The sequence below is a fragment of the Vibrio sp. A11 genome, assembly GCF_013048705.1.
Classification (GTDB): domain Bacteria; phylum Pseudomonadota; class Gammaproteobacteria; order Enterobacterales; family Vibrionaceae; genus Vibrio; species Vibrio metschnikovii.
The window spans coordinates 1-18,758 of record NZ_VHSI01000012.1 but is presented as its reverse complement, the minus strand read 5'-3'; the positions used below and the strand labels follow the sequence as shown (position 1 = coordinate 18,758).

At 40.8% G+C, this 18,758-nt stretch carries 19 protein-coding genes and 1 riboswitch; of the genes, 13 read left to right on the top strand and 6 right to left on the bottom strand.

Features of this window, described 5'->3' with window-relative positions; genetic code table 11:
* The first annotated feature begins 5 nt into the window (after positions 1–5).
* From FKQ60_RS12730 to FKQ60_RS12720, 3 genes are all read left to right on the top strand, one after another.
* Entirely contained in the window at positions 6–1,265 is a 1,260-nt protein-coding gene (locus FKQ60_RS12730; RefSeq protein WP_170906612.1) for a site-specific integrase, read from the top strand.
* A gap of 509 nt (positions 1,266–1,774) precedes the next feature.
* The gene (locus tag FKQ60_RS12725; RefSeq protein WP_170906611.1) at positions 1,775–3,175 is read left to right on the top strand and encodes a hypothetical protein; all 1,401 of its coding nucleotides are present in this window, start codon (positions 1,775–1,777) and stop codon (positions 3,173–3,175) included.
* 68 nt (positions 3,176–3,243) lie between these two features.
* Complete coding sequence (locus tag FKQ60_RS12720; protein ID WP_170906610.1) at positions 3,244–4,101, top strand: DNA adenine methylase; 858 nt, start codon at positions 3,244–3,246, stop codon at positions 4,099–4,101.
* Between the two features lie 92 nt (positions 4,102–4,193).
* Here FKQ60_RS12720 and FKQ60_RS12715 read toward each other — a convergent pair whose 3' ends face one another.
* Both FKQ60_RS12715 and FKQ60_RS12710 read right to left on the bottom strand, forming a co-directional pair.
* On the bottom strand, positions 4,194–4,859 hold the full coding sequence (locus FKQ60_RS12715; RefSeq protein WP_170906609.1) for a DUF4276 family protein: 666 nt from the start codon (positions 4,857–4,859) through the stop codon (positions 4,194–4,196).
* Positions 4,856–5,959: an AAA family ATPase gene (locus FKQ60_RS12710; RefSeq protein ID WP_170906608.1), complete on the bottom strand. Its 1,104-nt coding sequence runs from the start codon at positions 5,957–5,959 to the stop codon at positions 4,856–4,858. The genes FKQ60_RS12715 and FKQ60_RS12710 overlap by 4 nt, the downstream gene beginning before the upstream one ends.
* Positions 5,960–6,276: 317 nt before the next feature.
* On the opposite strand from FKQ60_RS12710, the gene radC reads away from it, so the two are divergent.
* From radC to FKQ60_RS12695, 3 genes are read left to right on the top strand one after another with little or no spacing between them, the layout of a single operon-like run.
* Positions 6,277–6,744 (top strand): DNA repair protein RadC, encoded by a 468-nt coding sequence (gene radC, locus FKQ60_RS12705; protein WP_170906607.1) that lies wholly within the window; start codon positions 6,277–6,279, stop codon positions 6,742–6,744.
* A complete protein-coding gene (locus tag FKQ60_RS12700; RefSeq protein WP_170906606.1) occupies positions 6,741–7,190 on the top strand; it encodes a DUF2787 family protein in 450 nt (149 codons plus the stop codon). Before radC ends, FKQ60_RS12700 begins: the two co-directional genes overlap by 4 nt.
* A gap of 38 nt (positions 7,191–7,228) precedes the next feature.
* Entirely contained in the window at positions 7,229–7,666 is a 438-nt protein-coding gene (locus FKQ60_RS12695) for a DUF2787 family protein (protein ID WP_170906605.1), read from the top strand.
* Between the two features lie 46 nt (positions 7,667–7,712).
* Here the strand turns inward: FKQ60_RS12695 and FKQ60_RS12690 are convergent, their stop codons facing one another.
* Positions 7,713–7,907: an AlpA family transcriptional regulator gene (locus tag FKQ60_RS12690; protein ID WP_170906604.1), complete on the bottom strand. Its 195-nt coding sequence runs from the start codon at positions 7,905–7,907 to the stop codon at positions 7,713–7,715.
* A gap of 80 nt (positions 7,908–7,987) precedes the next feature.
* Here FKQ60_RS12690 and FKQ60_RS12685 point away from each other — a divergent pair, with 80 nt between their 5' ends.
* Complete coding sequence (locus FKQ60_RS12685; protein WP_170906603.1) at positions 7,988–8,977, top strand: GTPase family protein; 990 nt, start codon at positions 7,988–7,990, stop codon at positions 8,975–8,977.
* A gap of 34 nt (positions 8,978–9,011) precedes the next feature.
* Here the strand turns inward: FKQ60_RS12685 and FKQ60_RS12680 are convergent, their stop codons facing one another.
* The gene (locus FKQ60_RS12680; protein ID WP_170906602.1) at positions 9,012–9,653 is read right to left on the bottom strand and encodes an inovirus Gp2 family protein; all 642 of its coding nucleotides are present in this window, start codon (positions 9,651–9,653) and stop codon (positions 9,012–9,014) included.
* Positions 9,654–10,086: 433 nt separating this feature from the next.
* Here FKQ60_RS12680 and FKQ60_RS12675 point away from each other — a divergent pair, with 433 nt between their 5' ends.
* From FKQ60_RS12675 to FKQ60_RS12660, 4 genes are all read left to right on the top strand, one after another.
* A complete protein-coding gene (locus FKQ60_RS12675) occupies positions 10,087–10,875 on the top strand; it encodes a hypothetical protein (RefSeq protein ID WP_170906601.1) in 789 nt (262 codons plus the stop codon).
* Between the two features lie 230 nt (positions 10,876–11,105).
* A complete protein-coding gene (locus tag FKQ60_RS12670) occupies positions 11,106–11,729 on the top strand; it encodes a hypothetical protein (protein ID WP_170906600.1) in 624 nt (207 codons plus the stop codon).
* 329 nt (positions 11,730–12,058) lie between these two features.
* Positions 12,059–12,733, top strand: coding sequence for a hypothetical protein (locus FKQ60_RS12665; RefSeq protein ID WP_170906599.1), 675 nt, complete (start codon positions 12,059–12,061; stop codon positions 12,731–12,733).
* Between the two features lie 500 nt (positions 12,734–13,233).
* Positions 13,234–13,374, top strand: a complete 141-nt coding sequence (locus tag FKQ60_RS12660) for a hypothetical protein (RefSeq protein WP_170906598.1) — start codon at positions 13,234–13,236, stop codon at positions 13,372–13,374.
* Positions 13,375–13,555: 181 nt separating this feature from the next.
* On the opposite strand, the gene trmA is transcribed toward FKQ60_RS12660, so the two are convergent.
* Complete coding sequence (gene trmA, locus FKQ60_RS12655; RefSeq protein WP_158137480.1) at positions 13,556–14,665, bottom strand: tRNA (uridine(54)-C5)-methyltransferase TrmA; 1,110 nt, start codon at positions 14,663–14,665, stop codon at positions 13,556–13,558.
* Between the two features lie 155 nt (positions 14,666–14,820).
* A riboswitch (cobalamin riboswitch) is annotated at positions 14,821–15,018 on the top strand.
* A 45-nt stretch (positions 15,019–15,063) separates the two neighbouring features.
* Between trmA and FKQ60_RS12650 the strand changes: the two genes are divergently transcribed.
* Both FKQ60_RS12650 and murI read left to right on the top strand, forming a co-directional pair.
* Positions 15,064–16,914, top strand: coding sequence for a TonB-dependent receptor (locus FKQ60_RS12650; RefSeq protein ID WP_170904944.1), 1,851 nt, complete (start codon positions 15,064–15,066; stop codon positions 16,912–16,914).
* 151 nt (positions 16,915–17,065) lie between these two features.
* Complete coding sequence (gene murI / locus FKQ60_RS12645) at positions 17,066–17,875, top strand: glutamate racemase (RefSeq protein WP_170904975.1); 810 nt, start codon at positions 17,066–17,068, stop codon at positions 17,873–17,875.
* Here murI and FKQ60_RS12640 read toward each other — a convergent pair.
* Positions 17,829–18,299: an RNA-binding protein gene (locus FKQ60_RS12640; protein ID WP_154169876.1), complete on the bottom strand. Its 471-nt coding sequence runs from the start codon at positions 18,297–18,299 to the stop codon at positions 17,829–17,831. The genes murI and FKQ60_RS12640 overlap by 47 nt on opposite strands.
* Positions 18,300–18,758 lie beyond the last annotated feature (459 nt).

Below are 18,758 nucleotides of genomic sequence, written 5' to 3'. Positions count from 1 at the left end.
GAACCATGACCAAGCGAATTAGCACCAACGCCACGTTGCAATCATTGAAAGCACAAGACAAAGAATACTTAGTTCCAGATAAGAAAATTGAAGGATTGAATATTCGTGTTCGCCCAACGGGTACAATGACTTGGATCTTTCGCTTTCAGGTCGGCAAAAAACACGAAAAAATCACTATGGGGCGGTATGTTAAGTTGAAACCGGAAACGGGGATGACACTTGAACAGGCTCGAACAGAAGCAGGGCGCTACCGTAGTTGGTTGGAAAACAATAAGAATCCTAAGCAGGAACTGGCACGTGAACAGCGCGAGCAAGATGAAGCAAAAACCTTTGATGATGCCTTTGCCAGCTTTGATGAGAAGCGTTTATCTAAGCAGTTACGAGGTGAACAGGCGAGGGTTATCTACATTCGGGATATCAAACCCTTTCTTGGTCACATCAAGCTAGATGAGTTGAGAATTCATGACCTCAATAAAGTGTTTGATGCCAAGGTTGATGAGAGTGGCAAGAGAAAGGCGGGTGCGATTGGTGCGTGCCACAAAATTATCAATCAGGTGATCAACCATGCGTTGGCTTTGAATATGATCGGCGCTCATCCTGCACCACATTTGAAATCTAAGGATGTCGGTGGTGGCTCTAAAGTCACCAAGCGCAATTTGAGCTTTTCAGAGTTGAAGACTTTGCTAACCAGTTTACCTTCTTGGCGTACAGAGCCCTCTAACGTCCGTCTAATGCAGTATTTGCTTGGTTGTGGGCAACGTATTAGTGCAGTGCTTGAAATGCGCTGGAGTGAGGTAGATTGGCAAGAAAAGGTATGGTTGTTACCTGCCAGCTCTGAGGAGCGCCACACCAAAAGCCAGGAGAGTCGGAAAGTACCATTAAGCGATTACCTGTTGGCACTGCTTAAAGAGCAGCGTGAGAGTGTGCCCAGCAAATGGAAATTTGTTTGGCCTCAGCTTTTGGTTGATAAGGTTCAAGAGCCAGCAGCGGTACGTGCGCTAATCAAACGTAACTTACCGGATGATTTTGAGCGTTTCTCACCACACGATTTGCGCCGAACGTTTATCAGCCGTTGCAGCGAAATGGGGTTAGACATTGTGGCGATTGAAAAGACGGTCGGCCACCAGCTACCAGGTATGCTGAGGGTGTATAATCATCACGATTATCTTGAAGAGCAGTTAGTGGTATTACAAGCCTGGGGCGAGAAGTTGCAAGCTCTGGCAGCTGCCAATGTAGTGCCTTTATCACCGACGAAATCTGCATAATGGTAGAGTGGTCAGGTTGACTCAGACAAAAAAATAAAAAAATGGGAGCGTAAGGCTCCTTCTAGTCTAAATAGGCTCAACAATAATGCTTTCGGAGTTTCCTCAGCTAGGTTACTTGAGTTAGTTCTGGTCAATCCAAGCTTCCCGGGAGTGATCCAAAGACAAGATCAATGGCTACATCATCAATCTATTGTGGAATAACACATATAAGCGTGATTGCATTCTCGTCTGGCTTAAAGGAGGTGCATGCAGTCACAATGGTATCTATAAATCACTAAGGCTCTCTCAAAACCGTAACTTAATGATATTAAAAGATTGAACATTGGTTAGTATAAGAATTACCATTATGTTTGTGTATCTCAATTTTTTTATTCGGCGAGTTTATATGTGACTGCTGAAGAGAGGGTCATATGATTTTCGATAGGATCAATGTTAATAATCTGTTGCTAGATTTGGATAACTCTAGGTTCCCAAATCAACCCGAGAACCAGCGACAAGCGATAGAGTTTATGCTTAAACAGCAGGGAGATAAGCTGTTTAAGCTAGCAAAGGACATCATTGAATTCGGCCTTGATCCATCAGAGCGACTCGTTGTAGTTAAAGATGAATCAGAGAACTACGTTGTAGTTGAAGGGAACCGAAGAGTCACCACTTTGAAGCTTCTTCAAAACATAGACATTGTTGATGAAGATAAAACCACTCGTAAGATCAAGGGTTTACTGGCTTCGAATCCTGACATTCCGCAAGCTGTGGAATGTGTCATCTATCAACAAGATGATGAAGGTTATGAGCACTGGGTTAACTTAAAGCATACAGGTGAGAATGATGGTGTAGGCCGAGTTCACTGGAAAGGTCAAGAGGTTGATCGCCATAGAGCTAAGCATGGTGAAACATCATTTGGCAACCAGCTAATAACTTTCATTACCAAAGAATCGAATATCAAGAGCTCGATAAAGAGCAATACCAACAAGCTAAAAATCACCAACATCACTCGTCTATTGGGAGATCCTGCTGTGCGTGAGAGGCTCTCTCTTCACATGGTGACAGGTAGTCTGTTTTGTAAGTGCCCAAAAGAGCAATTTATTGAGTGTATCACTAAGCTACTTGATGAGATGCTTGAAACTGATGACAACGGTAAGATTCAATTCACAGTTAACCGAATCAAGAAAAAGGATGATCGTGAAGATTTCATGAATCAATTGGGTATTGTTGCTCCAGAGCAAGTATTATTGAGCTCCTGGAAGCTGACTGACCCCGCTAGTTACCCATCAAAAGCTGATGGCAGTAGCAAGAATATTGGTGCGAAACCGGGTAGTACAGAGAGTGAAGGGCTTTCGTCATCACAAGAGGGTAAACCGAAAGGTGAAACAGATCCTCAAACGACTACAGGCAAGGATACTGACGATGGAAAGCCTAACGAGGGGTCAGATAAATCGAAACCTTCAAACGGTAAAGGCAGTAAGCTCGCACCAAACCCTAACCGGAATATGCTTATTCCTGCTAGCTGCAAGTTAACTATTAGTGACAACAAGAAGTGCTCTGGATTGTTTAGAGAGTTGAAAAGTAAGCTAACTTTTGACGATCACCGATTCAGTATATCTGTTCTAATTCGCGTTTTTCTCGAAATGTCAGTAAGCCATTACATGGAGAAGCACCAGATCCAGCTGCAAAATCCTAAGAAAACAGGACTTCATGATAAAGTTGTTGCTGTAACTGAAGATTTACTTGGTAATAAGAAGATTACTGGACAAGAATCAACTTCTTTGAAAGCCAACTCGAATAACTACTTCAAAGCTAGCGGTGCAGGGCAGCAATATGTTCATAATTTGCACATGATGCCTGACAAAGTCTCAATTAATACCATGTGGGATAACTTGGAACCTCTTTTCAAAGGAATATGGCAAGATTGATAAGAGTGGCCAAATTGGCAATAGGTTGCTACTATCCGCCCGCAGCAACAAAAGAATGAGTAGCAATTATGGCGTTTTACACACCGCTTCGTTATCCCGGAGGTAAGGGAAAGCTAGCGTATTACCTTAAAGCATTGATTGAAGAGAATGGGCTACATGATGGTCATTATGTAGAGCCGTTTGCTGGCGGAGCAGGAGTTGCACTTGAGCTAATGTTTCAAGAATATGTTCGACATATTCATATCAATGACCTAGATAAAGCGGTGTACTCGTTCTGGTTGTCAGTAATTGAGCATACAGAAGAATTGTGTGCTCTAATTCATGATACTCCTGTGTCTATCGAAGAATGGGAACGTCAGCGAACTATCATTGCTGATAGCGAAAACAGCTCTCCAGTACAACTAGGATTTGCAACATTCTTCCTTAATCGAACTAATAGATCTGGCATACTTAAAGCTGGGGTTATTGGTGGTAAGGCTCAAGCTGGTAAGTGGAAGCTTAATGTTCGCTACAACAAAGATGAGTTGATCAATCGCATTCAGCGTATTGCAATGAATCGAGACAGGATTCATGTATATAATCTGGACACCGCTGAGATGTTGAAAAGCAAGCTCGCTCACCTTCCTCAAGATACCCTCATCTATCTAGACCCACCTTACTATATCAAAGGGCAAGGACTTTATCGGAATTTCTACAATCATGATGATCATGTTCAGATTAGAGAGATTCTAGATGGCATAATAGATAAGCCTTGGGTTGTTTCTTACGACAATGCGCCAGAAATCTCGGATATCTATGCTCCATATCGTCAGAAAGTCTTCGATCTTCAGTACACTGCTCAAACTAAACGAGTCGGCTCTGAGATTATGATTTACTCGGAAAAAATACGAATACCTGACCTACAGCTAGGTAAAAGTTCTGTATAAGGGCACTTCTTGTCTGTTCCAAAAAACATTCGTTAAGTGATACTCGCGAGATAGCACAGCTCCACATCAGCCTAAAGCTGGCTTAACCGAGGTTAAGCCAGTGCTTCTATATTTTTTAGCCAAGTATCAAACAAAGGGCATTTCTCTCGCATAGTTTCTAGGCCCACTTCTAAAGCCGCCAAAGTTCCTAAAAGTGGTTTTTCATAGCCAAAAATATGTTTTTCGATGCGCTTACTTGGTGCCGTTTGCGGGCTGTTGTTGATATGTTCTGGTGAGTCGAAGCGGTTTGCGATCTCGGTAAAGACCGTTTCCAGTTCTACTCTATCCATACCTTGAGCCATCTTTATCGGATCGCTAAAGAGCAGTGCTTCAAACTCGTACATCTGCACGTAAGGGATAAACCGACGCATAGCGTTCGCACCGATTTTCTCAGTCAATTTTTCTGCGAATGCGTTTTGTAGTGTTTGAGCCTTAACGGCGATAGATGCATTAGCATCGACGGCATTCTTACCTGGGAAGCTCTCTGGTAATCCGTAGAAATCAAAGAAGGTAGTACAATAGCACCGTTGATCTGCCAACAAACGCTTTTCGATATCAGGAGCAAGTCGTTCAAACTTGAAGTTTCCTCCTTTATGTCCTGGGCGACCAATAAGTCCAGGTTTCAAGTAAATGCCTTTAAGGGCGAATGGTTCCACCAGCAATGCTTTCACAAAGGCTTCTTCAGTTTGTCCTTCACAAATTACATGCACTATGGTCATTTTGATGGTCTCCCACCAATGATGTTTTTCTCCCATAGCTCGCCAACTGAATAATCATCTAGCCAGGTACGGAATTTATCAGCGTCTAAGCGTTTAAATGTCGATGCGCCTTCTTTACGCTCTACAACAATCAGATCATCTAATTCAAATTCATTAAGCAGTGGAACGGATTGCGTAGATACGATCACCTGCATCCGTTTTGACGCACTGCGTAACAATGCCCCTAATAGCGTTATCGCATAAGGGTGTAAGCCTAGCTCTGGCTCATCGATGATGATGGTCGATGGTGGGTTAGGTTGCAATAAAGCGGTGACCAAACAAATAAAACGGATAGAGCCATCGGAAAGCTGACTTGGCCAAAGAGGGTAGTCACTATCGGCTTGTTTCCACAGTAAGCGTATTTGCTCTTCACCAGAAGCAAGTTGAATAGGTTTGAGAACGAAATCATCAAAGAATGGTACAGCTAAGCGTACGGTTTTGCAGATTTGTGCATAGACCTCAGAGTTTTCACGCTGTAGCTTAAATAAATAGGCGGCTAAGTTGCCAGCATCTGAACGTAGATACTCGTTATCGTGAACAGTCCCAAGGCGTTTTACTGCTGCTGTGTCGCTCGTATCGTGGAAATGAAAAACCTTCCAAGCAGAAATCGCTGAATAGCAGAAAGTGGCTACTTTTGCTGACTTGCCCGATTGTATCTCTTTCTTTAAGTTAGATTCCTTGTGTCCTGCTCCTAAGTTGGGCTCTGTTACCCCAAAAAATGGGCCGTCAAAATAGAGCTTTTCACTAGAAAAAGTGAAATTATCGTCCGTGGTAGGCTCTAAATCTGCCGAATAGCCATTCACCCCAAAACGTATAGTGGTATGAAGTTTCTGAGTCTCTTTGACGCCATATGACAATACACGATCAGCGCCACCTTGTTTGCTCGTCCAAACTTGCAAACGACGTTCAACTAACTCATGTAACATTCTAAAGTAACTCACAAAGTTACTCTTACCGACGCCATTTGCACCGATAAGGACGTTTAAGTTGTTGAGCTGTAGCTTATCCAGCGAACGGATAGACTTAAACCCCTGGATGGTTAACCTGTCTATCTTACTCATTGGCTTCCTCTTTTCTGATAACGACGCATTGTTGATTGAATAGCTTGATGATTTAGCAGAACTAAGCGCATTTCGATTGATGGACGATTATACCTCACAACCGTACTTTCTGCGCTTTTCTCTTTCGTTGTCTCAATCAAACTCTGATGGTCTTAAAGTTGTGCATCAAGTCTAAGATGAGAGTAGCACACAAATCCGCGTCACTTTATAGCTGAAAATACCACGATTTGCCGTTGCTGACCCATAGCAATCAAAACAATTTCAGATAGATATTATCTACGTGCATATACATACATTCTCATTTTTAGGAGCTTTCTATGCGCGAAAATAACTACTATTTTGATGGTCCTGTTACGGCGGACAGGGTGCTTGACGCGGCCGCAGAAATCCTTGCTGCACGTTCCCTACGAGGCGATCAATATTGCAATCCTGAAGCAACAAAAACCTATTTATCTTGCAAATTAAAACACCATGAACGAGAGGTGTTTGCGGTGATGTTTCTTGATAATCAGCATCGTCTAATTGCCTTTGAAGAACTGTTCTTTGGCACAATTGATTCGGCAAGTGTTTATCCCCGTGAAGTCCTCAAAGCGGCTTTAAAAGTCAATGCTGCCGCGCTCATCCTTGCCCACAATCACCCTTCTGGCGATGCCACACCTTCCCAGGCCGATAAACAAATTACTCAAAGGCTTAAAGAGGCTTTAGCGCTGGTGGACATTCGAGTGCTTGATCATATCGTGGTTGGCGATAGCGCCATCTCTTTTGCGGAAAGGGGGCTACTATGATCCAGAAAACATCGGGTGAACTGGAACTGCTGGATGGCTTTCATCGAGCATTGCTTTTGGTCATCCAACGTTATTCGATTCCTCCACAAGCAGAGCGAATTGTCCTGAACTGTCGACAAAGACGCTATTACCAGACGGGGCAGGGGCTTCATCCCATTGAAATACAATTTCGTCGGGCATCGGCCAGTGAAGACTGGCAGGTTGTCTGCTTAGCGAGTTTTTCTTACTCGGAAAACAAACCGAGTGAGATGGAGCCTGAACTCTACTTTCATCTCTTCAATCTTTGGTGCTATCAACCAGACAGTGGTGCTGCGAGCCTCGCACATCCACAAGTGAAAGCGCTGTTAGATGCTTGGCTGAACGCGTTCTCTCGACACCTTACTCAATCCCTCTTTGATGACATTCAGTTATCGATGATTCAAACCTTCGATGAACACCACTCATGATCACGTTTTAACCTCGGTTAGTTTTAGGAGATTTAACCATGTTTATACTGAATTTTACGCCGTCAGCGCTGCCTGTTTCTAATAAGCTTCTGGCGTTATTAAGCCAATATTGTCATGCATCCATAGAAACGACACAGTCCACCAGCTATACCCTCTCTATCCATTTTCGAGACAAAAGCTATAGCGCGGAAGAAGGGGGATATCATCCGGTTGAGATTGGCCTCAACATTGTGAGTGGTAAAACGGTGGATATTCTCTACATTACCGATTTTTCGTATATGGGGAACTATTATCCTGAGTTAGAGCGATGCATTGATTTTGACTTTGGCAATCAAGTTGCTTTTACCGTCGCTACGGGATGGCAAAGCATTCGCACTCCAGGTATCGATGAACTGTATCAAATGTGGGAGCAAAACTTTCTGCAGTATGTTGAATGGGCGTGTTACGACGATATCGAAGTTAGAGAGTGTAGTTAATGGTTTAATAAGGATGAGTTGCATTATCCTATCATCCATCAGTAGTTCATTCTTCTATACGTTCATCACGCTCAGCAACTCGTTCAAGAATCCAATCTTGAATCTCACTTTCCAGCCACGCAACACTGCGAAAACCAAGTGACACCGATTTTGGAAATTTCTTCTCAGCCATCAGTTTGTACATATAAGCTCGGCTTAATCCAGTCATATCCAATACTTCTTTCAATCTAATCAATCTCATTTTTAATTCCTCTAGAGTTTATCCTCATGGGAAAGAGATGAGCTGTAAATTTTCGACTCAAACTTAAGGAATCACTATCTATGTCTACCACTAACGATCTCTTTACTACTTTAGAAAGCGAGATTCTTCATGCGTCATTAAATGAAGCCGATCGCTCGAAGTTACTTAATAACTTAAAACAAATTAAAAAAGAAAAGCTCAATATCCTCATTACGGGCGCAACTGGTGCAGGAAAAAGCTCAACCATTAACGCATTATTCAACATGCCGATAGCAGAAGTCGGTATGAACAGTGAGCCTCACACTGAATGCGTTCAGCATTACCAATTAAATAATCTGGTACTGTGGGATACCCCAGGATTAGGTGATGGTATAGATGAAGATAGAAGGCACACAAAAGCCATCAAACATTTGCTCAATAAGAAAGATGCCAATGGACAGCTCGTCATTGATTTAGTGTTGGTAATCCTTGATGGTGGTTCTCGTGATTTAGGTACACCATTAACGCTCATTAATGACATTATTATTCCTCACTTAGGAGACGAAGCAGACAAACGACTGATTGTTGGTATTAACCAAGCGGACGTCGCACTCAAAGGTCCAAAATCATGGAACTATATTGATAACGAGCCGACCGATGAAGCGTTAGCTTTTCTTGAAAAACAGCAAGCAACGGTAGCCAAACGAATACATAAAGCCACACAGATATCAATCACACCTGTCTATTTTGTTGCAGGATACAGTGATGGTGTTAATCGACAGCGACCGTATAACTTATCAAAGTTGTTGTATACGATTGTCGATTTATTGCCCAAAGATAAAAGAGTAATGCTGGCGAACCGAACTATTTCCAACGATGTGAATAATTGGAAAGACAACGACGCCAGCGATTACAATAAAAAAACCAGCTTAAGTCTTTGGGAATCCATTGTAGAAACAACACTACAAGGTGCGTCTATTGGTTCCGATATAGGCGCAATATTTGGAAAACCTGGAAAGGCTATAGGTAAAGTGATTGGTTCTGTTGCTGGAGTATTCTTCGGTGGTATAAAATATATCTTTGGTTTTTAAAGATAATGATTAAAAAGAGGGGAAGCCTCTTTTTTTATTTTCTGCTAGAAGAAAAGTTTCTCAATCCGTTAGAATATACTTTTGTGTCAATCTTGGTTAAGTAGCTTAAGCGATAAAAACACTGTCTGTATTCTTCTAGGTAAGATTCCCTTCCCTTGTGGATGTAATAAGTGGAGTTTTTAGGGAAGTGAACACTATTTTCCACTTGAAAGTATTCAATACCTAAAGCGCTCGCCCATGCCTCTTTTATCATTGAAGATAAATTCCCACTATCATTGCTAAAATTCCCTAAACAAAAGTAAACATCCTTGTTAATAATTAATGCAACATGATAGTGCGGTGTTTCTGAACTTGCTTGCTCTCTCGCCCAAACATATCTTAATTTACATTTCCCAATCTTTCCCTTTCGGTTTAAATCATTTTCTATCTTAGATTTCAATGACTCAATAAATTTAGTAATTGTACAGCTATTATAACCAAAGAAATATTTTGGATATCTAAGATCGACTCGTTGAACATAAACTCTATGGTACTCAGCTAATGATAAGTCTAATGTTTCTTTTATTTTACATAAGTATTGGTGCGCCAAATGGCCGTGATCGGTTGTAATAGGAAAAGACATAAATTCAGATTCATTAATCATAGTAAGGTTTGGATTAGATAAAAACGTTTTCATTAGTTACCTCTGTTGTTGTTCATTCATAGTAGGTAACTGTCTTGTTATTTTTATAGTCTATTCAATGTAAAGGTTATATATATTACTACACCATGATTTTAGATATATAGATTGCCGCGTGTTTATTGAACTTGGTGTGTGTGTTCCTTGGCTTCTCACTCTGATAATAAATTTTTTCTGTAAAGTGGCTTCTCGTTATGTTTAAATTTGTAACCAATCCCATTAAGCAACAAGCCTGGTTTCATTATCATGGCGAAGATTCCTTTGTTGTATTGTGTTTTTTGTCACATTTTAAGTCGCCATCATCATGATATAGTCATTAAAATATCATGTTTAAATCAATGTTTTTATCATGCTGTGATTGATATTTTATAATTAGTGATTTATGTTTTTATTTAATTAGTTTTTATATTTGTTTTTTTTGAGGGGTGATATGGATGTGGTAAAGGGTATTATTGATAAGGAGTTATATTCACACATTAAAACTGATAAAGAGTTTTGTTATCTTTTATGGTTAATGCTAAGTGAACGTAATTACCTGGATATTCATTATTGTAAATATTCTTATTATAATTTTGATTATACAGTTAAATACTCATTGTATAATTATATTCATAGTAATCTTCATGAAGAGACTTATAAGATACCTCCACCTCCTAGAACGCATCATGAGCGTGTTGATGATATTATTTGTTTTTTGTTTGGAGTTGAAAAAATAGAGATAATGAAGTCATTGCTAGATTCTAGAGTGAATTTACATTTTGAACCCAATGCTTTTTTTAAATTTTTGAGGCTACAAAAGGCCAAATATAATAGTAAGCAGCGTTTTAATTGGCTAAGTCATCGGAATGAAAAGCTTTGTTTATGGACTTATAACTATTTATGTAAATCTGGTGTTATTGATAAGTCTTTCTTTTATAATAATGAAGATTTAATTTTACATTGTAAGGTTGGTTTCTTTTTATGGGGGGAACTTGATGAGGTAAAGAGTGAAAGATATAGACGTCTCATTTTGGCTAGAGATGAAAGAAATTATAGAGAAAGAAAGTCAAAAAAAACCAATAGAGAAAGGACAAAGCGAACCAGTAAGAAGTATGCAAAGAAAGATGTATATGAAAATATTTTATTGATGCTAAATAAGGGTGCTGACATTGATGTTATTTATGATGCTGTAAGTGATATTAGAAGTAGGCTAGTAAAATTTGATGGTGATTTAAAATAACATGGCCCTCTTATTTTAGGAACCTTGTTGAGTTTCCTTGCACCTACTTATTCTCGTTAAAATGTCCAACAATCTGCCATTGAGCTTGGTATATGTGAAATTATTTTTAGAAAGTTTAAACTTTATTATTTTAGTAAAATCAGCAAGAAAGAATAATAGAAAGCTTTTCATGTGGTGTGCGTTATTGTTAAACTTATGGAACATAGAAACTGATGGTTTTTCTCTGACTTATGGATAGATCAAACGTAGAACAGCGACAAAAAGTGGGAATGAATGGGTCTAAAAAGCATGAAGGTTTTCTCCACTTATTATTTGAATTGGATTGGGCTGTCGGGAGGATAGTGGCAACACTACTCAACGTTTGTCTGTTCATCGCTTTAGTAGGGATGGCGCTGATATCCCTATGGCTTGCGCTTATTAATATTTTCGAATACCAAGAAGGCTTGTCCGACATTTCAGATATCGAGGCCGTGTTCGTCATTTTAGCTTTAGTTCTTTTAAGGCGATATTTCATCTACACACGTCAAACTAGTGAGCGTTGGTGGAATATGTGGTCCATGCCTTTAATCTGGTATGGTAGATTTGTACTAGTCGCCTGGTTGGTCGTCAGTGTTGTTGCTTTGACTGATTTGCAAGAGGGGACTAAGCATTTAGACTTGGTACGCCTCCATGGTGAGAACTATATCCAGATGTTTACATTTTCAGGCATTCTTTTAAGCCTATATATAGCCGTACCCAGCAAGGGTAAAAGGACAATGGTTTTTGACTCTCAAGATTTAAATGGAGACGATAGTATCGCCAAGAACAATGTGAATTCACAGGAGCAATCCCAAAAAACAAAATCGGATATTTAGAATGTTACGTAAAAATACTCTTATCATTGCTCTGAGTCTCTTATTAGTACCAGCAATCTCTTCAGCTAAATCTCCCCCATTCCCATTGGTAGATAGTTGCGCTGAGTTAGTCAACATATATGCGTCCAAGCATAAAAGGCATCTGCTAGCTGCTCAAACAACTTCGTTATCTGAAAGCTTAAGAGCTGGTTACTGTTTGGGTGTGATAGATCAGTACGCAAAAAGTCAGTATCGCTGTCGATCTGATTGGTTTACGCGAGCGGAATTTATTGCGAGATACGCTCTTGAGGAGAATCCACCATCTGAAAGAGACTTGTTAAGGTTGTCTTGTGAAATATGATGCATTGTCACCTCCTGACGCGATAAGATCGTTGTTTTCTGTTGAACTGTCCGAACACAAGTCATTTAAAGATCTAGTTTATCCTCTTGTAAGAAGTAAAGGTTTTCTTATCGTCCATAAAGAAAGCATGGGGATAGGTTCGGACAAACATCATTTGTTCATAGCACGGGAGAGCCTAAACAAGTTCCACAATGCAGTGTTGCTTCAAGGTTTTTTTGCTGATAGCAAACGTGTCAAGGCTATCTTTACCGATAGTTATAAACGGATGGAAGCAGCCGAGTTTTTAAACGTTACTTTAGTTGGTCGACAATCCATTATTGGCGTAGGCATCCATTCTGAAAAACTGGATCAGTTCATTAATATAATGAAATCAGATGCTTCATTGTCTGAAACTCGCCTACCTAATCCATTCCATGAACTCCCACAATTGTCAATTGGTAATGTCACGAGTGTCATGCAAACTTTGCTAGCTCAAAGTGCGATATTGACTGATAACGAAACCATGATGTTATATTATTTAAATGGCGATCTTAAAAAGGCTTATGAAGCCGCATCTTCACTTAAAACTGAACATCCTGTTTTATCCAAATATCAATCACTGATAACCCAAAAATACCTTGAAGCTAACGAGTTCGATAATTTATTGGATGATTTATTAAATTAGCTGTTGCGAGTGCAGTGCACTCAATCATTCTGTTCTCAGTTCATCAGGGAGAGCAAGAATGACATCGACAAAACAGCTTATTGATACATTCCGATCTCATATTCCACTGTGTCAGGTTAAGCGTGCTTTCGAAATTGAAAGGCCACTTAAATCGGGGGCCTACTATCTTAGTCTAGGGGGAAAGAAAGTTCGCTCTTTCTCGACCTTTATCAGGTTCAGACTAGGAAGAGGACTTCGATCGGTTTGGCAGGATAATTCTGATGGACTACACCCTAAAGCGATAACAACTAAGCAAGGATTTGAGCGAATAATCAAGCAAATTCATCAGTCTAGTTTTAATTAAGGAAATCAGAATATGACGAAGAAAATAACCCCAAAAGACAACGCGTCTAACATCCCAAATGCAAATAAAGGTACTAATGGAACGAACCGTCAGTACGATCAGAATCAGGGTAATCGCGGTAAACAGTTAAACCCTAATCAGCAAGGGAAGAAATAAAATGCCAGATCCAAGTGAAATGTCTCAAGAAGAGCTTGATATCTGGTCAGATATCAATAACCCCAATAACGATGCTGATATGGATGATTGGGCTGATGCTCACAACCCAAATAATGATGATTATTTGGGTTGTGATGACTAAATAATAACCCAGCTATAGTCATTAACCATTTTGACTATGGCTGGTTTTGTCTTTATAGGCCAGTTCTTTTATTTGAATGATTACCGACTTGATGAATAGCTTGAAGTTTGATTTTTACCACTCCCGTACCCCAAGCCGTACCCAGAGCGATTTTTTATACAATTAAAACCCTTACAGATCCTTATTTAATGCGCTCTAGCATCACACCTGCTTCCATGTGGTGGGTGTACGGGAATTGATCAAATAAAGCGAAGCGAGTGATGTTATGCGTAGTAGATAAAATATCTAGGTTCTCTTTTAAGGTCTCAGGATTACAAGAAATATACAAAATACGCTCATACCCTTGTACCATTTTACAGGTATCAACATCCATTCCTGCACGCGGCGGATCAACAAAAATGGTGTTACAGCGGTAACTTTTAAGATCAATGCCAGCCTCTTTTAAGCGATTAAATTCGCGTTTGCCTTCCATCGCTTGAGTAAAATCTTCCGCAGACATACGAATGATTTGCACATTGTCTATATGATTCGCGGCAATATTGTATTGTGCGGACTCTACTGAAGGCTTCGCTAATTCTGTCGCTAATACGCGATCGAAATTTTGCGCGAGAGCGAGCGAGAAATTACCATTGCCACAATACAACTCTAGTAGATCACCTTGGCTTTCTTGCGTGCAGTCTACTGCCCATTCGAGCATCTTCTCGGCAACTTTTCCGTTGGGTTGGGTAAAGCTATTCTCAACTTGTTGGTAAAGATAAGCTTTATCGTTAACGTGTAGTTTTTCTACGACGTAGTCTCGGTCTAGGACAATTTTCATTTTCCGAGCTCGTCCGATCACGTTGAGATTAAAGCCTTCATCGTTCAGTCGTTGTTTGAGTTGCTTAGCCTCAGATGTCCATGCTTCATCAAGCTGACGATGGTAGATCAAAGAAACTAATAGCTCGCCACTCAAGGTTGATAAAAAATCCACCTGAAACAGTTTGTGACGCAATGTTTTATTACCTTGCATCGCTTCTATTAACAGTGGCATTAGGTCGTTAATTAAACGGCTGGCGGCGGGGAACTGATCAACTCGATACTTTTCTCGAGTAGTTGGATTAAACATGACGTAATACATTTCATCCCCTTCATGCCAAACCCGAAACTCTGCGCGCATCCGGTAATATTGCTCTGGAGATTCAAATACTTCTAGCTTTGGGACGTGATAGGGCTGAAACATTTCAGTAAGGCGGGTGATTTTCTCAGCCAGTTGTGCTGAATAATGTTCAGGATTTACGTCAAGCGTCGCCATGATGGTATTACCTTTTACTGGTGCATTTATTGAAAGAGCGCAGATTTTATTCAATCTGACCTACATGTCCAGTTTTGTTGGTGATTTACCAGGTTTAAGGTAATGACAAATTACTTGATTATCATCGGTGATACTAGACAAGCTCACCATTGGTCAATAGTATCATTATAGCTGGTGATACTTAGCTGCCTAGATGGCTAAATTCTGAAAAGGGAATCTGGTGTAAATCCAGAACTGACGCGCAGCGGTAAGGGAGAACGAACGCTCATTAAGACACTGCCTAATGGTGGGAAGTCGAGTTATTAGGTTAACGCTCTCGAGTCCGAATACCTGCCAGCAACTGGGCCAGCAGTGGTGTTTTGCTCAGGAGAATCTACGCGTTTTAGGATAACAACATAATGAATAAATCTTATCTAAGCCTGGCGATGATGTCAGCGCTCTCTTATTGCTCTCTTACCTATGCCCAAAGTTTACCCGTTGATGAGACCATGGTGATAACAGCCAATCGGTTTGAGCAAAAGCAGGTATCGGTACTGGCGGCAACAACGGTGATTGAACGCCAAGAAATTGAACAATATCAAGCGCGATCTTTGACGGAGGTTTTACGTCGAGTACCCGGAATCGAGATAGCTCAAAATGGTGGTCGAGGGCATACGGCTTCTGTTTTTATGCGAGGTACCAATAGCAGTCATGTTCTCATTTTAGTGGATGGAGTTCGGATTGATTCAGCCGCTGGTGGGGTTGCCATTAATCGTTTTCCAATTGGCTTAGTTGAGCGTTTAGAGGTGATTCGTGGTTCTGGTGCCGCGATGTATGGATCTGATGCTATCGGTGGTGTGATCAATATTATCACTCGTTCTCATCGTGGAAATAATCTAAAGCAAGTGACGCTTGGTGTTGGCAGCAACCAATCCCGTAAAGGTGAAGTGGTCACGAGGACGGATGTGAATGAGCTGGGGCATCTACAACTTTCTGCAGGTTTTGAGAAAACCGATGGTTACGATATAAAAAGTCCGCAGACAGGTGTGGACTATGGTTATGAAAGCCAGAATTTGATGGGCGGCTATGAACATCGCTTCAATCAGAACTGGTTGGGGTATGTATCAGCTAGCTGGTTTGACAGTGATGTAGAATACAATTCTTCCGGTATGCTCTACCACAGTTTTTCCGACAACCAGAGTTTTACTGGGAAGATGAATTACGAAGGGAAGCGCTTAAAAAGTTTGTTGATGCTTAATTATCAGCAAACAGAAAAACTCGATTATACCCAAAGCGAGGGTAAAAATAATGCTAATACCAAGGCGAACATCGATCTTACCCAGACGCAATGGGCGAACCTTTATCAGCTGAATGACATGATTCAACTTGGAGCGGGTATTGATGGCCGCTGGGAAAAATTAGACCATGATGCGCTCAGTTATGGTAGTCGTCATGTGTTGGCGGGAGAAAGCCGAGATACCTACGGTATTTTTGGTTCTGGCAAACTGACGGTGAGTGATTGGATTTTTGAAGCGAATATTCGTCACGATAAGCACGATAAATATGATGACTACACCACTTGGTCTTTCGCTGCCGGTTATCAAGTTAACGATCATTATCGTATGCGGGCCAGCTATGGCACAGCATTTAAAGCACCGAGCTACACCGATTTATCAACGGCACCTGATCTTGAACCAGAAAAGTCTAAGAATAGTGAGATAGGATTCGATATCACTTATCCATTAGCGCGAGTGAGTGTGTCGGCTTATGACAACCAGGTGGATAATTTGATTATCTGGTATTCTGATCCTAACGGTGCCGTGTGTGATGTGGTGAATTGGGGAGGATGCACTTTGAATACCGATGCACGAATTAAAGGGGTGGAATTGGAAGTGAACTTTGATACTGGTCCAATCAATCATACTTTAGTGGCGGAGTACAAAGATCATAAAGATGATAATCATGTGCAGTTGGCTCGTCGGGCAAAAGAAAACTACAAGTGGATTACTGCCATACAATTGGGTAACTTTGATATAAATACAACTTATACCTATACGGGTAAGCGCCTAGACTTACCTACACCAGAGCCAACCAGTAACGATTATATTCACTCCACTAACCTGTGGGATGTGTCTGTAGGCTACTGGTTAAGTGATACCATGGTCATTCGTAGTCGGATAGAAAATCTCTTTAATGAGCAGTATCAAAGTGCGCTGGGGTATCGTGCCCCAGAGCGGGCCTTTTACCTAAACGCCAGTTACCAGTTCTAAAATGCAAGGCCGCTGTAAGGCGGTCTTATTTTTTAGAGAGGATCCATCTGATAAATTATACTCATAATATTATTATTTCATTAGAGTGAGAGTGGTTGCCTAATGATAAAGAGGGAGTATGATCACTGACTCTTTCTTCTTGGGGTGTAGTATGCAGCAACAGTTGTCACATAAGGTTCTAATTTTTGACTCAGGTGTTGGTGGATTGTCAGTTTATCAAGAGATAGTTTCACTATTACCACAGCTTGATTATACCTATTTGTTTGATAATGCAGCGTATCCTTATGGCGAATTAGCGCAGGAAGTTTTGCTTAACCGTGTTGAGCGTTTAATTCTTTCATTAGTCAAACAGCAATCTTTTGATTTAGTCGTGATAGCTTGTAATACCGCTAGTACTATTGTACTCCCCATGCTGCGTGCCAAATTATCCATTCCGGTTGTAGGCGTGGTTCCTGCGATAAAGCCAGCCTCACTCGTTGCCCATAAAGCGATTGGGTTGATTGCTACCCCCGCAACGATCACAAGACAATACACACATGATTTAATCCGTAATTTTTCGAGTGAAAAAAGTGTTGAACTGCTTGGATCAACCCGCTTAGTCGATATGGCGGAAGAGAAGCTGCGCGGGCAAGACGTCGATAAAGAAGAATTGGCGACGATTTTAAGTCCACTGATTCAGCGGATAGATGTTGCGGTATTAGGATGCACCCATTTCCCACTCATTAAAGCAGAGATTCAACAAGTATTAGGTGATGATGTGATGTTGATTGATTCTGGTCAGGCGATAGCTCGTCGGGTACAGCAGTTGCTTGATGTAGAACCTGGCTTAAAGCATCAGCATCCGCACACGATTTTCGCCAGTGCGCCCCCTTGGAAAGAGAGCGCTCTGAATGCGAACTTAATTAAAATGGGCTTTAATCCTGTTCGTCCATTTCCTCATCTGGATGTTTTGGATCATTAGCAACTCTCACTTTGAGTGTGCGCTGCATATAGTCTTTTTCATTGAGTGCATTAATCGCCGCAGAGGCATGGGCCGTGGCAATGACTACAAATCCAAACCCTCGGCGTTTTCCTGTGCGTTTATCTTTCATTAATCGGACCGCAAACACATCACCGTATTGAGCAAACAAATCACGCACATCCGATTCATTAGCTTTATAGGGTAGGTTTCCGACGTAAAGCGTTTTTGTATTACTGGATGACTCCTCGGTTGATGGAGCATTCACTGATACTACGGAAGGATTTGATAAAACTTGCAGAGTGATCGCGGCAGAAATAACACCAATAACAAAACTTACCGCGGGATGAATCGATAATAGAGAAAAAACCAGTGCACCAATGATAGCCAGTGCAACAATAAATAATGTAGATTTATTCGAGCTCATATTGAAATACTACTTAATCAGAATGAAAGTAAGAGGCGTATCTAAGATTAACAATATAGACACATGAATCTTACGTTTATGCTTGGAGTTTTTCCAATCGATTGCTGTGACCCTCTTCAAATGTTGGAATTTTATTCAAAAATTAATGATCCGATGGCTTTTTGAGCGAACGGAAAATTAATAGAAAAAAGTACTTGCTAAGCTAAACTAACTCCCTATAATGCGCCCTCACTGACACGGCAGATGCCGCAAGGCTTCAGGCAGTGTTAGTTGAGGGAAAGCTTCTAAAAAAGAAAATTTGAAAAAGTGTTTGACTCTTCAAATTAACTCGTTAGAATTCACCTCCGCTTCGAAGCTCAACGAGAGATTCGCAAGCCAGCTCTTTAACAATTTAAACCAATCAATCTGTGTGGGCACTCGTTGATGATAATCAAAATGCTTAGCAATAAGCACTTCGGT